This window comes from Noviherbaspirillum sp. ST9, from assembly GCF_048799745.1.
GTDB lineage: Bacteria > Pseudomonadota > Gammaproteobacteria > Burkholderiales > Burkholderiaceae_D > Noviherbaspirillum.
In genome coordinates, this window is sequence record NZ_JBLWFR010000002.1 from 257,594 (window position 1) to 275,657 (window position 18,064).

Here is an 18,064-nt window from a genome sequence, read left to right on the forward strand (position 1 = left end):
CTCCACCTGACGGTGACGGAATCAGAAGTTGATGTTGTTGTGGGCGGTCTGCGTCGGATTGACCGTCGACGTGATGCAGTTGGCGAACGCGACGTTGTTGCCGTTATTGTTGGTCACGTTCTGCGCCTGGCCGATCAGCTGCGAGGCATCGAAGGTGTAGGTGTTGACCGGCATGGTCGACTGCGACATCTCGGCCCCGGGGGAGTACAGGGACATCGAGCCCATGTATTCCTTGTTGAAGCCGCCGCGCACGGATGCCATGGCGGAGTGATCGAGTTCGATCGTGGCGGACAGGTCCTTGATCATCAGTGTGGTCATGGTGTTCTCCTTGAACTAGGGCTTCGAATCAGAAGTTGATGTTGTTGTTGGCGGTCTGGGTCGGATTGACCGTCGACGTGATGCCGCACACGAAGGCTGCGTTGTTGCCGTTGTTGTTCTGGACGTTCTGCGACTGGCCGATGGACTGCGAAGCGTCGAACGAGAAGGACGAGGGATAGCCCTTCGGTTCCGACGGCATGCCATATCCGGGCGGGCAGTAGGACGGCGGCGTCCAGCAGGATACGGGCGGCTTGTAGCAGGTGCCGCCGGCGATGGATGCCATTTCGGCGCTGTCGAGTTCGGTTGCGGTAGCGATGTCTTTGATCTGCAGGGTAGTCATTTGAAGTCTCCTTGGGGGTGCGATTCAGGTTGTCAGGGGCAGAACAGGGGCGAAACGGTTTAGAAGTTGATGTTGTTGTTGGCGGACTGTGTCGGGTTCACGGTGGAGCTGATGCCACTGGTGAAGGCGACGTTGTTGCCGTTATTGTTGACGACGTTCTGGGACTGGCCGATGGATTGCGAGGCGTCGAACGAGAACGAGCTCGGATAGCCCTTGTGTGCTGGCGCGCAGTACTCGGGAACGTAGTAGGTCGGGGTATAGCAGGAAGGCTGCTTGTAGTAGCAACCGCCGGATACGGCAGCCATGTCGGCACGGGCGAGTTCGGTGGCGGCGGCGAGGTCTTTGATCAGCAGGGTAGTCATGGGTAAATCTCCTAATGGGTGGTGGGGTGGAAGAGCATTTCGTTGCGCTCGACCACCTTATTGCGAGGAGTGTGCCAGCGCACGCTGGCTCTGCTGAGGTGACGGCTAAGTGTTTGAAAAATATAGAAAAAGCGGTGGATTTCCTGCGAGCTGGCGCAGAATGAGGCGGGCGTGAGACGAGGCGGCAGTCAGTGTGCCGCCAACAGTTTTCTAGCGTGTGTCCGCTGGTTCACGACACCGGTGGCCGCAACGGGCGGCCCCGGTCATGCAGCGAGCTTTTCAACGTCGCTGGATTGGTTGGCGGCATTGGATTCTCCTGCCGGACTTGTCTTGCTTGTCTCGTCACCGGGACGCGGCCAGATGCCTGCCGGACGTGTCAGCATGACCAGCACCATGGCCAGGCCGAGCAGCAGCTGCCGCAGCACTTCGGCCTCGATTACCACGTGCCCGAAGAGTTGACGTTGCAACGGCTCGACCACATGGCGCAGCACTTCCGGCAGGGCGGCGAGCAGGATGCTGCCCAGTACCACACCCGGCACATGGCCCATGCCGCCGACGACAACCATGGAAAGAACCGCAATCGATTCGTTCAACGAGAACGATTCCGGCGATATGTATCCCTGGAAGGCCGCAAACATGGCACCGGATACGCCGCCGAAGGACGCGCCCAGCGCAAAGGCAAGCAGCTTGACGTTGCGGGTATTGATGCCCATCGCGCGCGCAGCGGTTTCATCCTCGCGAATGGCAAGAAAGGCACGGCCGAGACGCGAGTGCTGCAGGCGCAGTGACACGATTGCGATGACGGCGCAGAGTGCGAGGAACAGGAAATAGTAGGCATTCACGGAGGGCATCATCACTCCGAAAACGTCGACCATCGCCCGTGCCCCCGGCTCGCCGGCCAGCGATACACCGAAGACGCGAATCGGGTCGATCATGTTGATGCCCTTCGGTCCGTCGGTGATGTTGACCGGCGCATTCAGGTTGATGATGAAGATGCGGACGATCTCGCCGAATCCCAGCGTAACGACCGCCAGGTAGTCGCCGCGCAGCCGCAGTGTCGGGGCGCCGAGCAGGGCGCCGAAGAAGGCCGCGAGCGCGGCGCTGAGCGGGACGATGGCCCATACCGACAGGTGGATGCCTTCCGTTGCTGCTTCAGGGCCAAGCAGGCGCAGGACGAATGCGCCAGTAGCAGGTGATGTATTGATGAGGGATTCGAGGACGACCGCGAATTGCGGCGAGGCGAGCAAGGCAGTCATGTAGGCGCCCACCGCAAAGAATGCGATATAGCCAAGGTCGAGAAGGCCGGCAAACCCGACCACGATATTGAGTCCCAGTGCCAGCATGATGTACAGCAGCGTCATGTCGGCCATGCGCACCCAGGAATTGCCGAACCGGGCGGCGACGAAGGGGAACAGGAGCAGTGTCAGCGCGAGGATTGCAGTGCGCGCGGCGGGGCGGTGCGTGAGGTGTATCGCCATGATGTCCTTCGAACAGGATGAACGTCATCATGGTAGGCAGGCAATTCCCTCGCGACTATCAGGATCTTGCTCAGTCAGCGGAGGACCGTCCGGCGGAACTCGGCGGGCGCCATCCCGAAGTGTGCCCGGAAGGCGGCCGTCAAATGACTATGGCTGGCAAAGCCTGCATCGAGCGCGATGTCGGTGAGGCCCATTCCTGTTTCGTGCATGGCTTCCATGACTTTGCCAAGCCGAGTCCTGAGCAGGTATTGGTGCACCGGCAAGCCGACTTCCTCCCGGAATACCCGCGCAAGATGATACTGGGAGGTGTTGGCTACGCTGGCGAGGGCAGCAAGCGTCCATGGCTGCGTTGGGAACAGGGTGATGGCCTCTTTGACGTCCTCGACCTGCCGGCGGCGCCGGGCGTGCGTGAGGGCGCGACCGGGTGACGGCGCGGCGTGGCCGTTGCTCGCGGCGCCCCGCAGGACAGCCTCCATGACCGCGACGCTGCGCTCTTCGACGGCAAGCGGGTCCGGGGATGCGCTCATCATTTCCCGCCACAAGAGGCTCCGCTCGAGCACGTTTTCCGCAGACAGCAGGCAATTGGGACGCAGGCGAGGCGAGCATAGCGCCTGCAAGCCAACCGTTTCGGCAAGCATGTCCGCGAGGGCCGCCGGGGAAAAGGCGAGGACGATGCTTTCATCCCCGATTCGGCCGGGGAAGCTCATGCGATAAGGCTGGCCGCGCCCGAGAAAGAGGGCGTGGTTCGGATTGGCAATGAAATGCCGCCGGGGCGCATCATGCAGGGCAAAGAGGCCTGCGAACGGCAAGATCACGAGGTCTGCTTCCGCCCAGGCGAGGTCGCTGCATTCCGCTTCAGTGGGGCGTGCGACGGCATGGCGAATTGCCAGTAGCTCGCTGCGGAACAGGGGGCGCTCGATCAGGTGCATGGAACGGACTCGTGAATAATCCGCACATTACCCGATTTTGCGCCGGAGGAAATTCGAACGGTCGCGGTTGCGGCCGAACCTGCTTACTCTTCCTCTTTGTCCTTCTTGCGGATGATGGACGGCCCGCCCATGATCGGCGGCAGGTTGCCCGCGAAGCCGCGCGGATAATTCACGATGCGTGTGGGGCTTGCGATGGTACGGCGTGGAATAAACCGACCGCGGGTGCGAGCGCCGCCGATGATCGATGCCATTGCCTGGCGATCGAGGTCGATGTTCTCCGTCAGGTCCTTGATAACGATGGTGGCCATGGCTTTCTCCTTGAGTACTCCGTGTTATGCCCTGCACGGCCAGGTGAAGCATTGATGTATCACAGCAACGCGCCAAAAGCCCGCCGGGAAAACTCCCGGCGAGCTTTTGACAGAGGATGCGCAGTGATCAGAAATAGGCGTCGGCGGATGCCCATTGCGACGGACTGACATCCAGCTTCAAGGGACCGAAGCCTGCGCCAAGCACGCCGATGTTGTTGAGCGCGTTGACTTCGACGTTCTGCATCTGCGCGATGTTCTGGTTGACGCCGACGTTCACGTTGGCAATCGGGCCCAGGCCCTTCAGCCAGGAGTTGCCGCCGCGCACCCGGGCCATTGCTTGCCGGTCGAGCTCGTCGCTGCGGGGCAGGTCGTGGATCATGAGGTTGGACATGAATGTTCTCCTTGCTTTCCAAATCAAAAGTTGATGTTGTTGTGGGCGGTCTGGGTCGGGTTGACCGTCGACGTGATCCCGCACACGAAGGCTGCGTTGTTGCCGTTGTTGTTCAGCACGTTCTGCGACTGGCCGATCAGCTGCGATGCATCGAAGCTGTAGGTGTTGGTCGGCATCGTTGTCTTCGGCATATCGACGCCCAGCGAAGTCAGGGACAGTCCGCCCGTGAGTTCCTTGTTGTAGCCGCCGCGTACGGTTGCCATCGCTGCGTGGCCGAGTTCGGTGGTAACGGCCAGGTCTTTGATCATCAGGGTTGCCATGATTGTTCTCCTATCGAATCAGAAATCAAAAATCAGAAGTTGATGTTGTTGTTCGCGGACTGCGTCGGGTTCACGGTCGAGGTGATACCGCTGGCGAAGGCGACGTTGTTGCCGTTGTTGTTCTGCACGTTCTGCGACTGGCCGATCATCTGCGAGGCGTCGAACGAAAACTTTTGCTCCGGTGCATAGGACGTCGGCATGCCCCAGCTCGGCGCGCAGTAGGACGGGGTCCAGCAAGACGGTGCGCCCTTGTAGTAGCCGCCGCGTACGGAAGACATGGCAGCACGGTCGAGGTCGGAAGCGATGGCGAGGTCTTTGATCATCAGAGTGGACATGGATAAATCTCCTGAGGTTGGTTTGGGTTGGAAGAGCATTTCGTTGCGCTCGACAACCCTATTGCGAGAGGTGTGCCAGCAGCGTCGCTCATCACGCGGACCGCATGCAAATCATTGAAAAATAAAGGAAATGCGAACTCTGCAATGTGTTCGGGCGATGCCTGGGGGCAATCGGGACGATCGTGGCCGCCGGTTCTCGGCCAACAGATCGGGGGAAGTGTTGGGGTGGCGCCGACGCTGCGGCGCGACCGGTTTTATGGGGAAGGATTGACGCTACTTGCAGTCTACGCCCTTGTCAGACGCGCCGGTCTGGCCGGAATCCCTTTTCAGCTTCGTTAAAGCCATTTTCTTCTGCTCGGCGTACTCTTTCTCCGTGATGTGTCCAGCTTGCCTGGCGTCCCTGGCATTTTCCATGTCTTTGCGACAATCGTCGGCGTCATAGCTTGATTTCGCGCCGGCCGAGCGTGTTTCCGAGGATCCGCTGCTTCTATCGCGTTCGGAAGGCGTGGAAGCCGGCTGCGCCAGCGAGAGGGATGTGATGGCGGCAGCGCCGATCGCAATAAGTAAGGTAGGCAAACGCATCTTGATTCCTTCATGCATACTGATGCATTAAAGCGTAGGACAAGGACAAGGCGCGGGATCTGCCATGGCTCAACAAAGCATTCTGATACCTGGGCTGTGGAGCAATGTCTTCTGATTTTGCGAAGTAATTATCTATGAATGTTCGCTTTATCAGCTGGATTGAAAGCGATAGCATCATCAGAGTGTCTGCCCTGATTCGGCGAACGACTGGGGCAGTTCCAACGTTTGGACTCTCAAAGGAATCTTAGTGAACCCAAAACACTTACGCCTGGCCATCTCGGCAATTACAGCATTCGTTGTCTTTTTCATGGTCAGCCAGGCATTCAACTCCGGCACTTCCGGAAAATCCACGCCCATCGCGTATTCAGAATTCCTCTCGTTGGTCCAGACGAAGCAGATTCGCGAAGCCGTGATCGAGGGCACGCGCGTCACTGCCGTCACCAGTGACGGCAAGGAATTGAGGACGAACACGACCTTGCTCGACCGTGGCCTGATCAATGACCTGATTGATAACGACATCAAATTTGACGTCCGGAATCCGGAGGCGCCGTCCTTCCTGTCCCAGGTTTTCGTCTCCTGGTTCCCGATGCTGCTCTTGATCGGCGTGTGGGTGTGGTTCATGCGACGCCAGCAAGGAGGTGGAAAGGGCGGCCTGTTCTCGATGGGCAAGTCGAAGGCACGCCTGCAGGACGAGAACACGAATACCACGACCTTTGCTGACGTGGCCGGTTGTGACGAAGCGCGCGAGGAGGTTGACGAAATCGTCGAGTTCCTGCGCGAGCCGCGCAAATTCCAGCAACTCGGCGGCCATGTGCCGAAGGGCGTTCTCCTGGTCGGCCCTCCTGGCACCGGCAAGACCTTGCTTGCCCGCGCGATGGCCGGCGAGGCGCGTGTTCCGTTCTTCACCATTTCCGGTTCCGATTTCGTCGAGATGTTCGTCGGCGTCGGTGCTTCGCGCGTGCGCGATCTGTTCGAGACCGCCAAGAAGCATGCGCCGTGCATTGTCTTTATCGACGAAATCGATGCCGTCGGCCGTGCCCGGGGAACGGGAATGGGCGGCGGTAACGATGAACGCGAGCAGACGTTGAACCAGATGCTTGTCGAGATGGATGGCTTCGAACCCAACTCCGGCATCATCGTGGTCGCCGCGACAAACCGTGCCGATGTGCTCGACAAGGCCTTGCTGCGCCCTGGCCGATTCGACCGCCAGGTCATGGTCGGACTGCCGGACATTCGCGGCCGGGAAAAAATCCTGCGCGTGCACATGCGCAAGGTTCCGTTCTCTCCGGATGTGCAGGCCGATGTCCTGGCGCGCGGCACGCCCGGCTTCTCGGGCGCTGAGCTGGCGAATCTGGTCAATGAAGCCGCGCTGTTCGCAGCGCGACGCAACAAGCAAGTGCTCGACATGCAGGACTTCGAGGATGCAAAGGACAAGATCATCATGGGACCGGAGCGCAAGTCGGCCGTGATGCGGGAAGAAGAGCGCCGCAACACGGCCTTCCACGAATCGGGCCACGCCGTGGTCGCCAAACTGCTGCCAAAGGCCGACCCGGTACACAAGGTGACGATCATGCCGCGCGGCTTTGCCTTGGGCCTGACGTGGCAACTGCCCGAGCACGACCGCGTCAACATGTACAAGGACAAGATGCTGGAAGACATCGCGATCCTGTTCGGCGGCCGTATTGCCGAGGAGATCTTCATGCAGCAACAATCGACTGGCGCATCGAACGACTTTGAGCGCGCGACCAAACTGGCCCGTGCGATGGTCACGCGCTTCGGGATGTCCGAGACGCTTGGAACGATGGTCTATACCGATGAACAGGATGGCATGGGAATGAATTCCCGCACCGTCTCGGAGGAGACCCAGCAAAAGGTGGATGAGGAAATCCGACGCATCCTTGATGCCCAGTACACCCTGGCGCGCCGCCTTCTGGAAACCAACCGCGAGAAGGTCGAGGTGATGGCGAATGCACTCCTCGAATGGGAGACGCTGGATGCGGACCAGGTGAACGACATCATGGCTGGCAGCGCGCCGCGCGCACCGAAGTATGTGTCGGAAAAGAGGTCGTCGCTGCCTGGCGGCTCCGGATCGGTGACTGCTGCAACAACCTGATCTTGACTGGCACGCTATCGCCGCGGCTTCGGTGCAAGCATGATGCCGCTGCAGCCCGGCGCGCCGCAGTGGCAGGCGAAGGCCCGCTTCACTGCGGCGGTATGGCGGCCCTCGTAGATCAGCGCATAGTTGTAGCAGAGCTCCTCACCGCGCTCGATATCCATGAGTGAATAGATGTGGACCGTGCCGTCCGCGTGCTCCATGGCTTCGCAGTTCGGCTCGCAGGAATGATTGATGAAACGGGCGTCATTGCCGTGGGCGCCGCCATCGATCAAGCGCCCATCCGCAAGGGTGAAGAAGAACGTATGGTTCAACGGCCCGCCTTTCGCTTCGGCGCGCCGTATCGCTTCGGGCCATGCAATGCGTTCGCCCTTGTACTCGATGATGCGATCGCCCGCCGCAATACGCCGGCGGGCAAACACCCCATTGCCGTGAATGACGGAGTGCCTCACAACATACGGCGGCAAGCGGCTTTTCCTCACATGCGGTCTCCCGTTGGTGCGCCTGTTCGCTCTGAGCGGGGTACATGCTTGAAGTTCCGGCAAGTCGGGCGGGTGCTGTCAATGCGCATGCTTGTGGGCTTCCTGGATCATGCGCAGCGCGGTATGCGTGGGGTAGATGTCGGCGAGTTCAGCCGGCTTTTCCGTCCTCGGCTGGCGTTGCGCGGACGGCGACACCATGATGTTGATGTAGTGGAGGTCGAGCGCGTCATCCTGTTGCAGCCGCGAGACGGCTTCGTCCTCGATCTCGAACATCAACCTCCAGTTCAAGCGCATTCCGCGCGGTACACGGCGCCTCACGAGCAAACGGATTTCCTCACGTAGCCGTTGTTCTATCGCAGCAAGCTTAGATACTTCCGGTTCCATGCTACACCTCGGCAGATCTGTATGTTTGTACAGTATAGTTCGCGCATCGGGGAGCGAAAGGCGTTTTCCCCGCAGGGGAAGCAGACGTTGTGCAACCGCGACGATGTTGCGTGAATGTCAACGAATAGTAGGGCGCAACGCGCGAAGCACATCATGAGCAACCGCAACATGCCACGGAGAATTGCTAGAGCAGTGCTTCTAATATCACTTAAGTAAGTTTATTCGTCTCGGGCTATCATCATGTCGGGGTTGCTATAGTGCAATAAAAGCGCCCCTCTGCAGATCCGTGAGACGCGGGCTGCCGGCGAATCAAAAGATACCGCGACTTACAAACGACGGGCTAATAACGGGGGCAAAAATGAATCTGAACCGCTTGCGCATCGGCCAGCGACTGGCTTTGGGCTTTGGGGTCGTCACCACGCTGCTGGTGTTGCTCGCCAGCCTGTCCTACCTCCGCATCTCCAGCCTGACGGAGGAAATCAACCACATGGTGAATGACCGTTATCCCAAGACGGTAGTCGCCAACAAGATCAAGGCCGACCTCGATGAGAGCATCCGCAGCATGCTCAACGTCCTGATCATGCAGGATGCGGGGCAGATCAAGAAGGAGCTCTCCAATATCGAGGAGCGCAACAAGAGCATCGACGCCTCCATCAACAAGCTCACCACCATCATTACCGACGACAAGGGCAAGGAGCAGGTCAAGGCCATCGGCGAGCTGCGCGATAAGTTCCTTCCGGCGCAGAACAAGTTCGTCGCCCTCATCAACGAGGACAAGAAGGACGAGGCGATGGTCAAGCTGATGTTCTCGGTGCGTCCGCTGCAGGGCAAATACTTTGAGCAGCTGGATGGCTTCATCAAGCTGCAGGACGGCGAGATGGCGCAGGCCGGCTCGGACTCCACGGCGGCCGCCAGCCAGACGGCAATCTTCATCCTCGCGCTGGCTGCCGGCGCGGCGGCACTGAGCATCCTGGTCGGCTTCCTGACCACGCGCGGCATCACCGGCCCGCTGAACGAAGCGGTGAACGTCGCCAAGCGCGTTGCCGATGGCGATCTGACCAGCGAGATCAAGGTCAAGACGCAGGATGAGACCGGTGAACTGATGAAAGCCCTGCAGCACATGAACGACAGCCTCGCCAAGCTCGTCGGCGACGTGCGCCAGGGAACGGAGACGATTGCCGACGCATCGCGCGAGATCGCCAGCGGAAACATGGACCTGTCGCACCACACGCAGGAGCAGGCGGCGTCGCTGCAGGAAACCGCTTCGTCAATGGGCCAGCTGACCCAAACCGTGCGCCAGAACGCCGAGAATGCCCGCGAAGCAAACGATCTCGCGGCCACCGCGTCGCAGATCGCGGAGAAGGGCGGCGCGGTGGTCTCGCAGGTGGTGCAGACCATGGGTTCGATCAACGAGTCCTCGCGCAAGATCGTGGACATCATCGGTGTCATTGATGGCATCGCCTTCCAGACCAATATCCTTGCGCTGAACGCCGCGGTCGAAGCCGCGCGTGCAGGCGAGCAGGGCAGAGGCTTTGCGGTGGTCGCCGCCGAGGTGCGCAGCCTCGCGCAGCGTTCGGCCAGTGCTGCCAAGGAAATCAAGCAGCTGATCGGCGACTCGGTCGAGAAGGTCGACACCGGCGCAAAGCTCGTCGACCAGGCGGGCAGCACGATGAACGAGGTGGTCGCCAGCGTCAAGCGCGTCACCGGCATCATGTCCGAAATCACCGCCGCCAACCAGGAGCAGAGCGCCAGCATCGAGCAGTTGAACCACATGATCGTCCAGATGGACGGCGTGACGCAGCAGAACGCGGCGCTCGTGGAAGAAGCCGCGGCGTCCGCGGAGTCGATGCAGTTCCAGGCATCGACGCTATCGCAGCTGGTCAGCGTGTTCAAGCTCAACAACGGCATGCCGGCGCTGGCGCAACCTGCGCCGGTGCCGAAAGCGGACAAGGTGGTGACCTTGCCCGTGAAGCAGAAAGCGTCCAACGTGCCCGCCGTGAAGAGGGCGCCGGCCGTCAATGCCAGCGAGGGTTGGGAAGAGTTTTAATTCGTTTTAGTTGCAACCGGAGACAATATGAAAGCACGCAAGAACCTGATGAGTCTGGTCGTGGCAGCCAGCTTCACAATGGGACTGGGAATGACCGCGCACGCCATGGAAGTCGGCGGCATCAAACTGGACGACACGACCAAGGTGGCCAACCAGGAGTTGAAGCTGAACGGCGCGGGAGTGCGCACCTGGGCCGTGTTCAAGGTCTATGCCGCGGGACTCTACCTGACGGAAAAAAAGAAGACCGTGCCGGAAATCGCGGCGCTGAACGGCGCACGTCGCATCAAGCTGGTGCTGCTGCGTGATGTCAACAATGAAGAACTGGGCCAGGCCTTCATGGACGGCCTGAACGCCAACTCCGACAAGGCGGAAAAAGCCAAGTTCGTGAACCAGACGATGAAGATGGGAGAGATCTTCGCGTCCATCCCCAAGCTGAGCAAGGGCGACGCCATCACCTGCGACTGGGTTCCCGGACAAGGGATGCATGTGCTGGTGAACGACAAGCGCGTCGGCGAAGTGCTGCCGGACATTGCGTTCTACAACGCCTTTATGCGCATCTGGCTGGGTGAGAAGCCGGTCGACAATACGCTGAAGCAAGCATTGCTCGGCGGATGACTTTATAAATTCTGTGCCGGTGTTGACTGCCGGCACATCACCATTTCTCATTCAACGCGCCGTCCGGCGCGTTTTTTTCGCGGCATTCGCATCGCGGCAACGCTGTCAGTTTGTACTATATTAAAACGACAAAGCGACGGGCGAGCAGTATTAGAGGGTGTTACGGACTCATGAAGGGGGCGCGTTCGGTCGAGAAGGGATGCAGTGCTAGGCGCGGCGCGCCGCTCAGACTGGGTGTCTGAGCAAGCGTCGCAACACCGCAATGCGTCCATTCTCGACCGAACCCTCCGGGCAGCCCCGATAACCGGCCGCCTGCGGTGTTGCGGCTCCTTGCCGTAGCACCGCTACGACGCGTCGCCGCGCCTTGCATTCGACCGGTTCTCGGGGCTGCGCGCCCCCTTCATGAGTCCGTAACACCCTCTTTAGCCCTCATGTCACCGACTAAACCTATGGCTAGCCTTGCGCATGCGATCCGCAACTTTCAGGGTGGCGGCGTTTCGCACAACGAGTTCTTTGCGCAAGTCGACCGTGCGCTGGCAGCCCCTAGCGTCGAACCCACCAAGCTTCTGGAAATTCTTGACGACGAGAACACAAGGGGACACTTGCCCCCCGACGTGTATGCGGAGTTGCAACGCCGGGTAGAGCGTGTCGTGGAATCGACGCGCGGCATGAACGGCAACGAAACCCGCATGCGGACCAGTTCGCTCAGAAGCACGATGCCGCCGTATGTATCCGGCAGCGAGACGCGTTACAGCAGTGAAATGGTTGACGGGCTGGAGCGCATCAAGGGCGTGGGCGACACGCTCAACGGCCGTTTTGTCCTTGAGGAATGTATCGGCTTCGGCGGCATGGGCACGGTGTACAAGGCGTTGGACCTGCGCAAGCTGGAGGCGTCCGACCGCAATCCCTACATCGCCATCAAAGTCCTGAACGTCCAGTTCCGAGGGCATCCGAAGTCGCTCATCGCGCTGCAGCGCGAAGCGAAGAAGGCGCAGGCACTGGCGCATCCCAACATCGTCCGCGTCTACGACTTCGACCGCGACGGCCCGATGGTGTACCTCACCATGGAATACCTGACCGGCGGTCCCCTCAACAGAATGCTGCGCGCGCCAGGCTTTTCCGGCGTGCCGTATGAGGAGGCACTGAAGATCATTGCCGGCATTACCAAGGCGCTTTCCTATGCGCATGAACGCGGCTTCGTGCATTGCGACCTGAAACCGGCAAACGTGTTCCTGACGGACAATGGCGACGTGAAGGTGATCGACTTCGGCATTGCACGCGTATTCCACAAGCCGGAAGAAGTTGTCGAGGCGACCGTTTTCGACCCTGGAAGTCTGGGCGCAATGACGCCTGCGTATGCCAGTCCGGAAATGCTGGAAAACAAGGAGCCCGATCCCCGTGACGACGTCTATGCGCTCGCATGCATCGCTTACGAATTGCTCACGGGGCACCATCCCTTCGACCGCGTGCCCGCAACGCAGGCACGCAACTCGGGGCTCAAGCCGCAGCGCCCCCAGCATCTCGGCAACGCGCCATGGAAGGCCTTGCGGCATGCACTGGCCTTTGAACGCGAGGCGCGAACGCCAGGCGTCGATCTCTTTTACAAGGAAATCAGCGGTTCCGGTGGCGTGCCGCCGTTTGCCCTGATCGGCGGAGGCGTCTTTGCCGCTGCATTGCTTGCCACGCTGGCATTCAATTTCTACCAGGGGAGCAAGGAGAAACCCGCGGAGGAGCCGCCCGTCGTGAAGATGGAGGAGCGCGAGCCGCCCGCGGTGGCAACGACCCCGCCGACGCCCGTCATTCCGGCGCTGACCATGGAAGCGGTCACGCCGGTCCTGTCGCGCATTCCGTGTTCCGCACTGGTACCGTCGATCAAGGGCAACACGCTCCAGGTAAAAGGTTATCTCGCAGGCAGTGGTGTCGCCGGCGCGAAGGAGACACTTGGCGCCATCCCTGGCGTGCAGGCGTTGAACCTGGACGTGCGTCAGGTCGGCGACGAGAAATGCGGCGCCATCAAACTTTTCGCCCCCTACTGGCTAAGCAATCAGGCGGCGGGATCATCCGTCTCGGTCAAGATCAGGCCCGCGCGCAATGAACTTGTCGAAGGTGATTCGGTGGTCCTTGATCTCACCACACCGGGTTTCGAATCCTGGGTTCACGTCGATTACTTTTCGTTTGACGGGAGCGTGCTGCACATGGTGCCGAGCCCGCGCCTGCGGGCCAACCAGGCGCCACCCAACTATTCGGCCACCATTGGCGGGGGTGGCAACTGGGTGGTGGCCAAGCCCTTCGGCACGGACCTCATTGTGCTGCTGACGACACCCGCGCCATTGTTCGATGCGATGCGGCCGGAGGCGGAAGAGACTGCCGATTACCTGAAGGCGGTAGAGAAGCAGTTGAAGCAGATCGCCGCCAAACACGGGCGGGACAAGATCATGGTTGATTTCCTGCAGATTACGACGAGGGCGCGGAAGCAGTGAAGCGTGGGGAGACGGGGGCTAGCTTGGTGCATGCGTGGGGCTTTGCAACATGCGTTAGCTGGCGGGTAGGAGCGTTCGCTTTAGCGCATAAAGCAACCCGTCATTCCCGTGCAGGCGGGAATCCATGCTGAGTTTGCATCGATCACCTCACTATGGGTTCCCGCCTTCGCGGGAACGACGGGGATAGGGCGGCGACAAGTCATAGGACACCGCCCGCCAGCGGAATGCGGTAAAACACCGTTCTTACTTCACGTCCCTCGCCACCCGGAACCCGTTCTGCGAATGCCGCACGCTCGCGCCGTACTTGAAGCGCGTGGAGGATGGCATATAGGTCGCTCCATCCCGCCAAGAGCCGCCACGGATCACACGCTCCCTGCAACCGGGCGTATCCCACGGTTTCGCATCGCCGGGCGCGCCCTTGTAGGAATTGTGCCAGCAGTCCGCAACCCATTCCCAGACGCTGCCGCTCATATCGTGCAATCCGTACGGATTGGCAGCAAAGGAGCCGGCCTTTGCCGGGCCGTCCGCGTTCCACGGCTCGCCGCATTCCTTGCAGTTGGCATTACCCGGTTTCATCTGCTCGCCCCACCAGAAGCGGGTTGAGGTTCCGCCGCGCGCGGCGAATTCCCATTCTGCTTCGCTCGGCAGCCGGTACGTCTTTCCCGTGGTGATCGAAAGCCATTTCACGTACTGCTGCGCATCGTCCCAGCTCACGTCCCGCACCGGTGTATTGCCAGGGTTGCTGCTCGACAGTTTGGGGCAACTACCGCCTTCGGCACACACGTTCCACTGGTCTACCGTCACCTCGTATTTTCCGATTGCAAACGGCACGCCGACGGACACACGGTGGGCTGGCTTTTCAGATGGATCGCCGCTGCTTGCGCCCATGGTGAAGCTCCCTGCAGGGAGGCTGACCAGCACGGGGCAGGTCGGGCAATCGCGCAGTTCGCCGCTCGCCGCCTTGGGCGGTGGCTTGTCGGGAACGGGCTCCGCAGGCGCGGCTTGTGGCGGGACCTCTTTCGGTGCGGGTGGCTCTTTCGCCACCGGCGGGGTGCGCTTGCGTTCTGGCTCGGCCTTTGGCGGCGGAGTGGGGCGCGATTTTTCGGGGGCGGTCTTGGCCGCAGGTTCCGGTGCTGCCTCCGTCTTGGCCGCAGCGCGCAGGCGTTCGATACGGGCTTTAGCCAGTCCGGCGAATCGTCCTTTCGGATACTGCTGCAGGTAGGCTTCGTAGTCGCCGATATGGTTGCTGTCCTTGATCGACTCCCAGAACGTCATCTCATATTGTTCCGCGCTGTCCTTGGGAAGGATCGCGGCGATGCCGTTATCGAGCAAGTCTGTCCGGCGGTCGGCTGCCGCGGCAAGGTCGACGACGGACACGCCCAGCGAAAGTGCGATCAGGAATGTTGGCCTCACAGCAAAACCTTCGTCATGAGAAATTCATCATCGGAGATTGTTCCTCCTGCATATCATCGATATCCAATAGTGGTAGCGGTTTGCGAAAGCACAAACGACGGTCCACAACTTCTCCGAAAATGAGAGCAACTGCTTTTTCCGCACGGTAGACGCATCCGCCGGCGGTTGATCATGGAACTGGCCCCCAAGGCGACGCTTCGACGCATGTGCCTGGGCGCTCAGGCGGACTTCACTGCTGGAGGAGCCATTGCATGCCTAGACTCGCCTTTTTTGTCGCAGTGGCCTCAGCATGCATCGGCATGACCGCGGCACACGCACAACGGTCGCCCGCCCCCGAGAACGCCGAGGTGTACATCGTCTGGCCGCAGAACGGCACGGTCATCAGCGGCGGCAAGTTCTGGCTTCGCATGGGACTGCGCAACATGGGTGTCGCGCCCAAGGGTGTCGAAAGGCAGAATACCGGCCACCATCATGTGCTCATCGATACCGACCTGCCTCCCATGGACAAGGAAATTCCGTCCGATCGCAACCATCTGCACTTTGGCGCAGGCGAAACCGAGGCAAGGATCGAACTGCCTCCCGGCAAGCATACGCTGCAGCTGCTGCTCGGGGACCACAACCATGTTCCGCATGATCCTCCGGTGATGTCGAAGAAGATCACGGTCACGGTGAAGTAGATGAGGACCGGAACGACGATGCTTGTGCGGATGAAAACGGATTCGGGAGTGCGCATCATGGCCAGGACCTGCGTAGCAGCGGCATTCTTCCTCCTCTCGTGGACAGCGGCGTTCGCGGGCGAGACTCCTGCCGCGCCGCACGCCTACCTGTACATAGGATGGCCGAACAACGGCGAAGTCGTTTCAGCCGGCAAGCCGATCCGCGTCTGGTTCGGCCTGCGCGACATGGGTGTGGCGCCGAAGGACGTGAAGCTGCCCAACACCGGGCATCATCACCTGCTCATCGATACGCCCATTCCGCCTGCCGACAAGGAGATTCCGTCGGACAGGAACCACCTGCATTTCGGTGCGGGTGAAACCGAAACCACGATTGAACTGCCCCCGGGGAAGCACACCTTGCAGTTGCTGATGGGCGACGACAAGCACATCCCTCACAATCCGCCGATCTTCTCGAAGAAGATCACGATTACGGTCAAGTAAGGCCTCCCCCGGCAGTCAAGAGCCGATGCGCGCGACGCCGGCGTATGGAGGTGTGATGGACAACCATGTAGCCCCGGCCGTTTCCGCCGGGGCGGTGACGGCCTACCTTGAGGTCACCGGCGACGGATCGGCGCGGCCGACCGTGTTTCCCATCCACGATGAAGTGGTCATCGGGCGAGATCCGCAGGATTCGCTCGCGTCCGACAAATTCCTGTGCATTCCCGAGCATACGGTGAGCCGTCGGCATGCGCGCATCCGCCGGCGCGGCGACACCTATTTCGTGGAAGACCTGCATTCCTTCAACGGTACGTTCGTCGATGGCAACAAGCTGCGACCGGGTGCGTGGCACGCGCTCAAGGATGGCGACGAGCTGACCGTGTCGAATGCGCAGATGGTTTTCCATTCCCTCGTGGTACCTGCGCGTGACAGCACGCCGACCATCATTACACGCGTAGTCGATGCCTCGGAGCTGACGCGCATCATGGAACCGGGCGGGGGCGCGGCGCATGGCGATGTCCAGCAGACGATGCAGAAGCTGCACGCAATGGCCCAGGTCGGCATTGCGCTCGGCGCGGTGACCGACCAGGAAACCCTGACCGAGAAGATCATGAATTTCATCTTCGAACTCTTCCCCCTGGCCGAGCGCGCATTCATCCTGCTGCGCAAGACCGAAGGAGGACAGCCGCTTCCGGTGGCGGCGCGCCGCAGGGATGGCAGGCCGGAGGACCTGGAGCGGGTCCGCATGTCGCGCACCATCATCGATGAAGTATTGAACCGCAAGCAATCCATCCTGTCGGTCGATACCTTGTCGGACCGGCATTTCGGCGCGCAGGAGTCGATCCTCGCGCAGGCGATCCGCAGCGTGATGTGCGTGCCGCTGGTGCTCGAGGGCGAGTGTCTCGGGCTGATCCAGGTCGATACCTCGTCCGATCCCTATGCGTTCAAGGAGCAGGACCTGGAGATGCTGACCGGCGTTTGCGCCGAGGCGGCGGTGGCGTTGAAGAATTTCCAGTTGTATTCGGACATTGAACGCCTGCTGGACGGTTTCGTGCGCGCCTCGGTGCAGGCGATCGAAGAGCGCGATCCGGTCACGGCCGGACACTCGTTCAGGGTGGCCGGATATGCGGAGGCCTTGGCGAAGGCGGTCGATCGCGCCGATACGCCGGATTTGCGCAACGTCGGGTTTACCCTCGACCAGTTGCGCGAAATCCGCTATGCCGCGCTGCTGCACGACTTTGGCAAGGTCGGCGTGCGCGAGCACGTGTTGCGCAAGCAGAAGAAGCTGCATCACTTCGAGATGCGCATGCTGGAGGAGCGATTCAAGTACGCGCGCGCCTGTCTCGAGCGGCACGCGTATCGCGGGCTGGTGGAACGCCACGCCGCCGAGGAAATGACAATGGCGTCCTTCCGCGCCGAGAAGCACCGGATGGAGGAGGCGCTGCAGGAAGAATTCGCGCGCCTCGAAGGATTCCTTTCGTCGATTCGCGAGGCGAACGAGCCGGCGATTTCGCACGGCGGCGGTTTGCCCGACCTCTCGAACATCCTGGGTTACGCCTACCAGGAGGTGGATGGATGCACATCGCCGCTGCTGCACGAATGCGAGTTCTCGGCGCTCAGCCTGCCAAAGGGCTGCCTCACGCCAGAGGAGCGCAAGGAGATCGAGTCGCACGTCGCGGACTCCTACTCATTCCTGATCCTGATCCCCTGGACGCGCGATCTTGCCGGCGTGCCTGCCATCGCGCATGGGCATCACGAAAAGCTCGACGGCTCGGGTTACCCGATGGGTCTGCGCGGGCATCAGATCAGCGTGCAGACGCGCATCCTGACGATCTGCGACATCTATGACGCGCTGACCGCCGGCGACCGGCCATACAAGAAGGCCGTGCCGGTCGAACAGGCGCTGGACCTGATCGGCGCCGAATGCCGCGCCGGCCATCTCGACCCGAGGCTATTCAAGGTGTTTGTCGACGCCCGCGTATGGACAGAGGCATGAACCGAACAATTTCAAGG

At 60.8% G+C, this 18,064-nt stretch carries 20 protein-coding genes; 7 read left to right on the forward strand and 13 right to left on the reverse strand.

All coding sequences use genetic code 11. From position 1 onward, the window contains the following. Positions 1–21: 21 nt before the first annotated feature. From ACNOHI_RS04530 to ACNOHI_RS04575, 10 genes are all read right to left on the reverse strand, one after another. Entirely contained in the window at positions 22–318 is a 297-nt protein-coding gene (locus ACNOHI_RS04530; RefSeq protein ID WP_420473457.1) for a hypothetical protein, read from the reverse strand. Positions 319–346: 28 nt separating this feature from the next. Continuing rightward, the gene (locus ACNOHI_RS04535; protein ID WP_420473458.1) at positions 347–658 is read right to left on the reverse strand and encodes a hypothetical protein; all 312 of its coding nucleotides are present in this window, start codon (positions 656–658) and stop codon (positions 347–349) included. Between the two features lie 59 nt (positions 659–717). Then, positions 718–1,020, reverse strand: a complete 303-nt coding sequence (locus ACNOHI_RS04540) for a hypothetical protein (RefSeq protein ID WP_420473459.1) — start codon at positions 1,018–1,020, stop codon at positions 718–720. 263 nt (positions 1,021–1,283) lie between these two features. Further along, positions 1,284–2,498, reverse strand: a complete 1,215-nt coding sequence (locus ACNOHI_RS04545; RefSeq protein ID WP_420473460.1) for a branched-chain amino acid ABC transporter permease — start codon at positions 2,496–2,498, stop codon at positions 1,284–1,286. Positions 2,499–2,572: 74 nt separating this feature from the next. Then, entirely contained in the window at positions 2,573–3,427 is an 855-nt protein-coding gene (locus tag ACNOHI_RS04550; protein WP_420473461.1) for a helix-turn-helix transcriptional regulator, read from the reverse strand. A gap of 83 nt (positions 3,428–3,510) precedes the next feature. Further along, a complete protein-coding gene (locus tag ACNOHI_RS04555; protein WP_420473462.1) occupies positions 3,511–3,735 on the reverse strand; it encodes a hypothetical protein in 225 nt (74 codons plus the stop codon). 127 nt (positions 3,736–3,862) lie between these two features. Next, positions 3,863–4,126, reverse strand: a complete 264-nt coding sequence (locus ACNOHI_RS04560) for a hypothetical protein (protein ID WP_420473463.1) — start codon at positions 4,124–4,126, stop codon at positions 3,863–3,865. Positions 4,127–4,149: 23 nt separating this feature from the next. After that, positions 4,150–4,446 carry a hypothetical protein gene (locus tag ACNOHI_RS04565; protein ID WP_420473464.1) on the reverse strand — a complete coding sequence of 99 codons (297 nt, stop codon included), beginning with the start codon at positions 4,444–4,446 and terminating at the stop codon, positions 4,150–4,152. 32 nt (positions 4,447–4,478) lie between these two features. Continuing rightward, on the reverse strand, positions 4,479–4,781 hold the full coding sequence (locus tag ACNOHI_RS04570; protein ID WP_420473465.1) for a hypothetical protein: 303 nt from the start codon (positions 4,779–4,781) through the stop codon (positions 4,479–4,481). Between the two features lie 273 nt (positions 4,782–5,054). Then, positions 5,055–5,363, reverse strand: coding sequence for a hypothetical protein (locus ACNOHI_RS04575; RefSeq protein ID WP_420473466.1), 309 nt, complete (start codon positions 5,361–5,363; stop codon positions 5,055–5,057). A 307-nt stretch (positions 5,364–5,670) separates the two neighbouring features. Between ACNOHI_RS04575 and ftsH the strand changes: the two genes are divergently transcribed. Further along, positions 5,671–7,476: an ATP-dependent zinc metalloprotease FtsH gene (gene ftsH, locus ACNOHI_RS04580; protein WP_420473814.1), complete on the forward strand. Its 1,806-nt coding sequence runs from the start codon at positions 5,671–5,673 to the stop codon at positions 7,474–7,476. A gap of 14 nt (positions 7,477–7,490) precedes the next feature. On the opposite strand, the gene ACNOHI_RS04585 is transcribed toward ftsH, so the two are convergent. Together ACNOHI_RS04585 and ACNOHI_RS04590 are read right to left on the reverse strand one after the other, a co-directional pair. After that, complete coding sequence (locus tag ACNOHI_RS04585; protein ID WP_420473467.1) at positions 7,491–7,943, reverse strand: SET domain-containing protein; 453 nt, start codon at positions 7,941–7,943, stop codon at positions 7,491–7,493. Between the two features lie 93 nt (positions 7,944–8,036). Beyond that, complete coding sequence (locus ACNOHI_RS04590) at positions 8,037–8,246, reverse strand: hypothetical protein (protein WP_420473468.1); 210 nt, start codon at positions 8,244–8,246, stop codon at positions 8,037–8,039. A gap of 454 nt (positions 8,247–8,700) precedes the next feature. Here ACNOHI_RS04590 and ACNOHI_RS04595 point away from each other — a divergent pair, with 454 nt between their 5' ends. From ACNOHI_RS04595 to ACNOHI_RS04605, 3 genes are all read left to right on the forward strand, one after another. Further along, on the forward strand, positions 8,701–10,389 hold the full coding sequence (locus ACNOHI_RS04595) for a methyl-accepting chemotaxis protein (RefSeq protein ID WP_420473469.1): 1,689 nt from the start codon (positions 8,701–8,703) through the stop codon (positions 10,387–10,389). A 27-nt stretch (positions 10,390–10,416) separates the two neighbouring features. Then, positions 10,417–11,004: a chalcone isomerase family protein gene (locus ACNOHI_RS04600; RefSeq protein WP_420473470.1), complete on the forward strand. Its 588-nt coding sequence runs from the start codon at positions 10,417–10,419 to the stop codon at positions 11,002–11,004. A gap of 449 nt (positions 11,005–11,453) precedes the next feature. Next, positions 11,454–13,484, forward strand: a complete 2,031-nt coding sequence (locus tag ACNOHI_RS04605; protein WP_420473471.1) for a serine/threonine-protein kinase — start codon at positions 11,454–11,456, stop codon at positions 13,482–13,484. A 243-nt stretch (positions 13,485–13,727) separates the two neighbouring features. Here ACNOHI_RS04605 and ACNOHI_RS04610 read toward each other — a convergent pair whose 3' ends face one another. After that, positions 13,728–14,897, reverse strand: coding sequence for an SUMF1/EgtB/PvdO family nonheme iron enzyme (locus ACNOHI_RS04610; protein ID WP_420473472.1), 1,170 nt, complete (start codon positions 14,895–14,897; stop codon positions 13,728–13,730). Positions 14,898–15,196: 299 nt separating this feature from the next. Between ACNOHI_RS04610 and ACNOHI_RS04615 the strand changes: the two genes are divergently transcribed. From ACNOHI_RS04615 to ACNOHI_RS04625, 3 genes are read left to right on the forward strand one after another with little or no spacing between them, the layout of a single operon-like run. Then, positions 15,197–15,574: a DUF4399 domain-containing protein gene (locus tag ACNOHI_RS04615; protein WP_420473815.1), complete on the forward strand. Its 378-nt coding sequence runs from the start codon at positions 15,197–15,199 to the stop codon at positions 15,572–15,574. A 57-nt stretch (positions 15,575–15,631) separates the two neighbouring features. Beyond that, entirely contained in the window at positions 15,632–16,054 is a 423-nt protein-coding gene (locus ACNOHI_RS04620) for a DUF4399 domain-containing protein (RefSeq protein ID WP_420473473.1), read from the forward strand. Between the two features lie 55 nt (positions 16,055–16,109). Beyond that, positions 16,110–18,047: an HD domain-containing phosphohydrolase gene (locus ACNOHI_RS04625; RefSeq protein ID WP_420473474.1), complete on the forward strand. Its 1,938-nt coding sequence runs from the start codon at positions 16,110–16,112 to the stop codon at positions 18,045–18,047. Positions 18,048–18,064 lie beyond the last annotated feature (17 nt).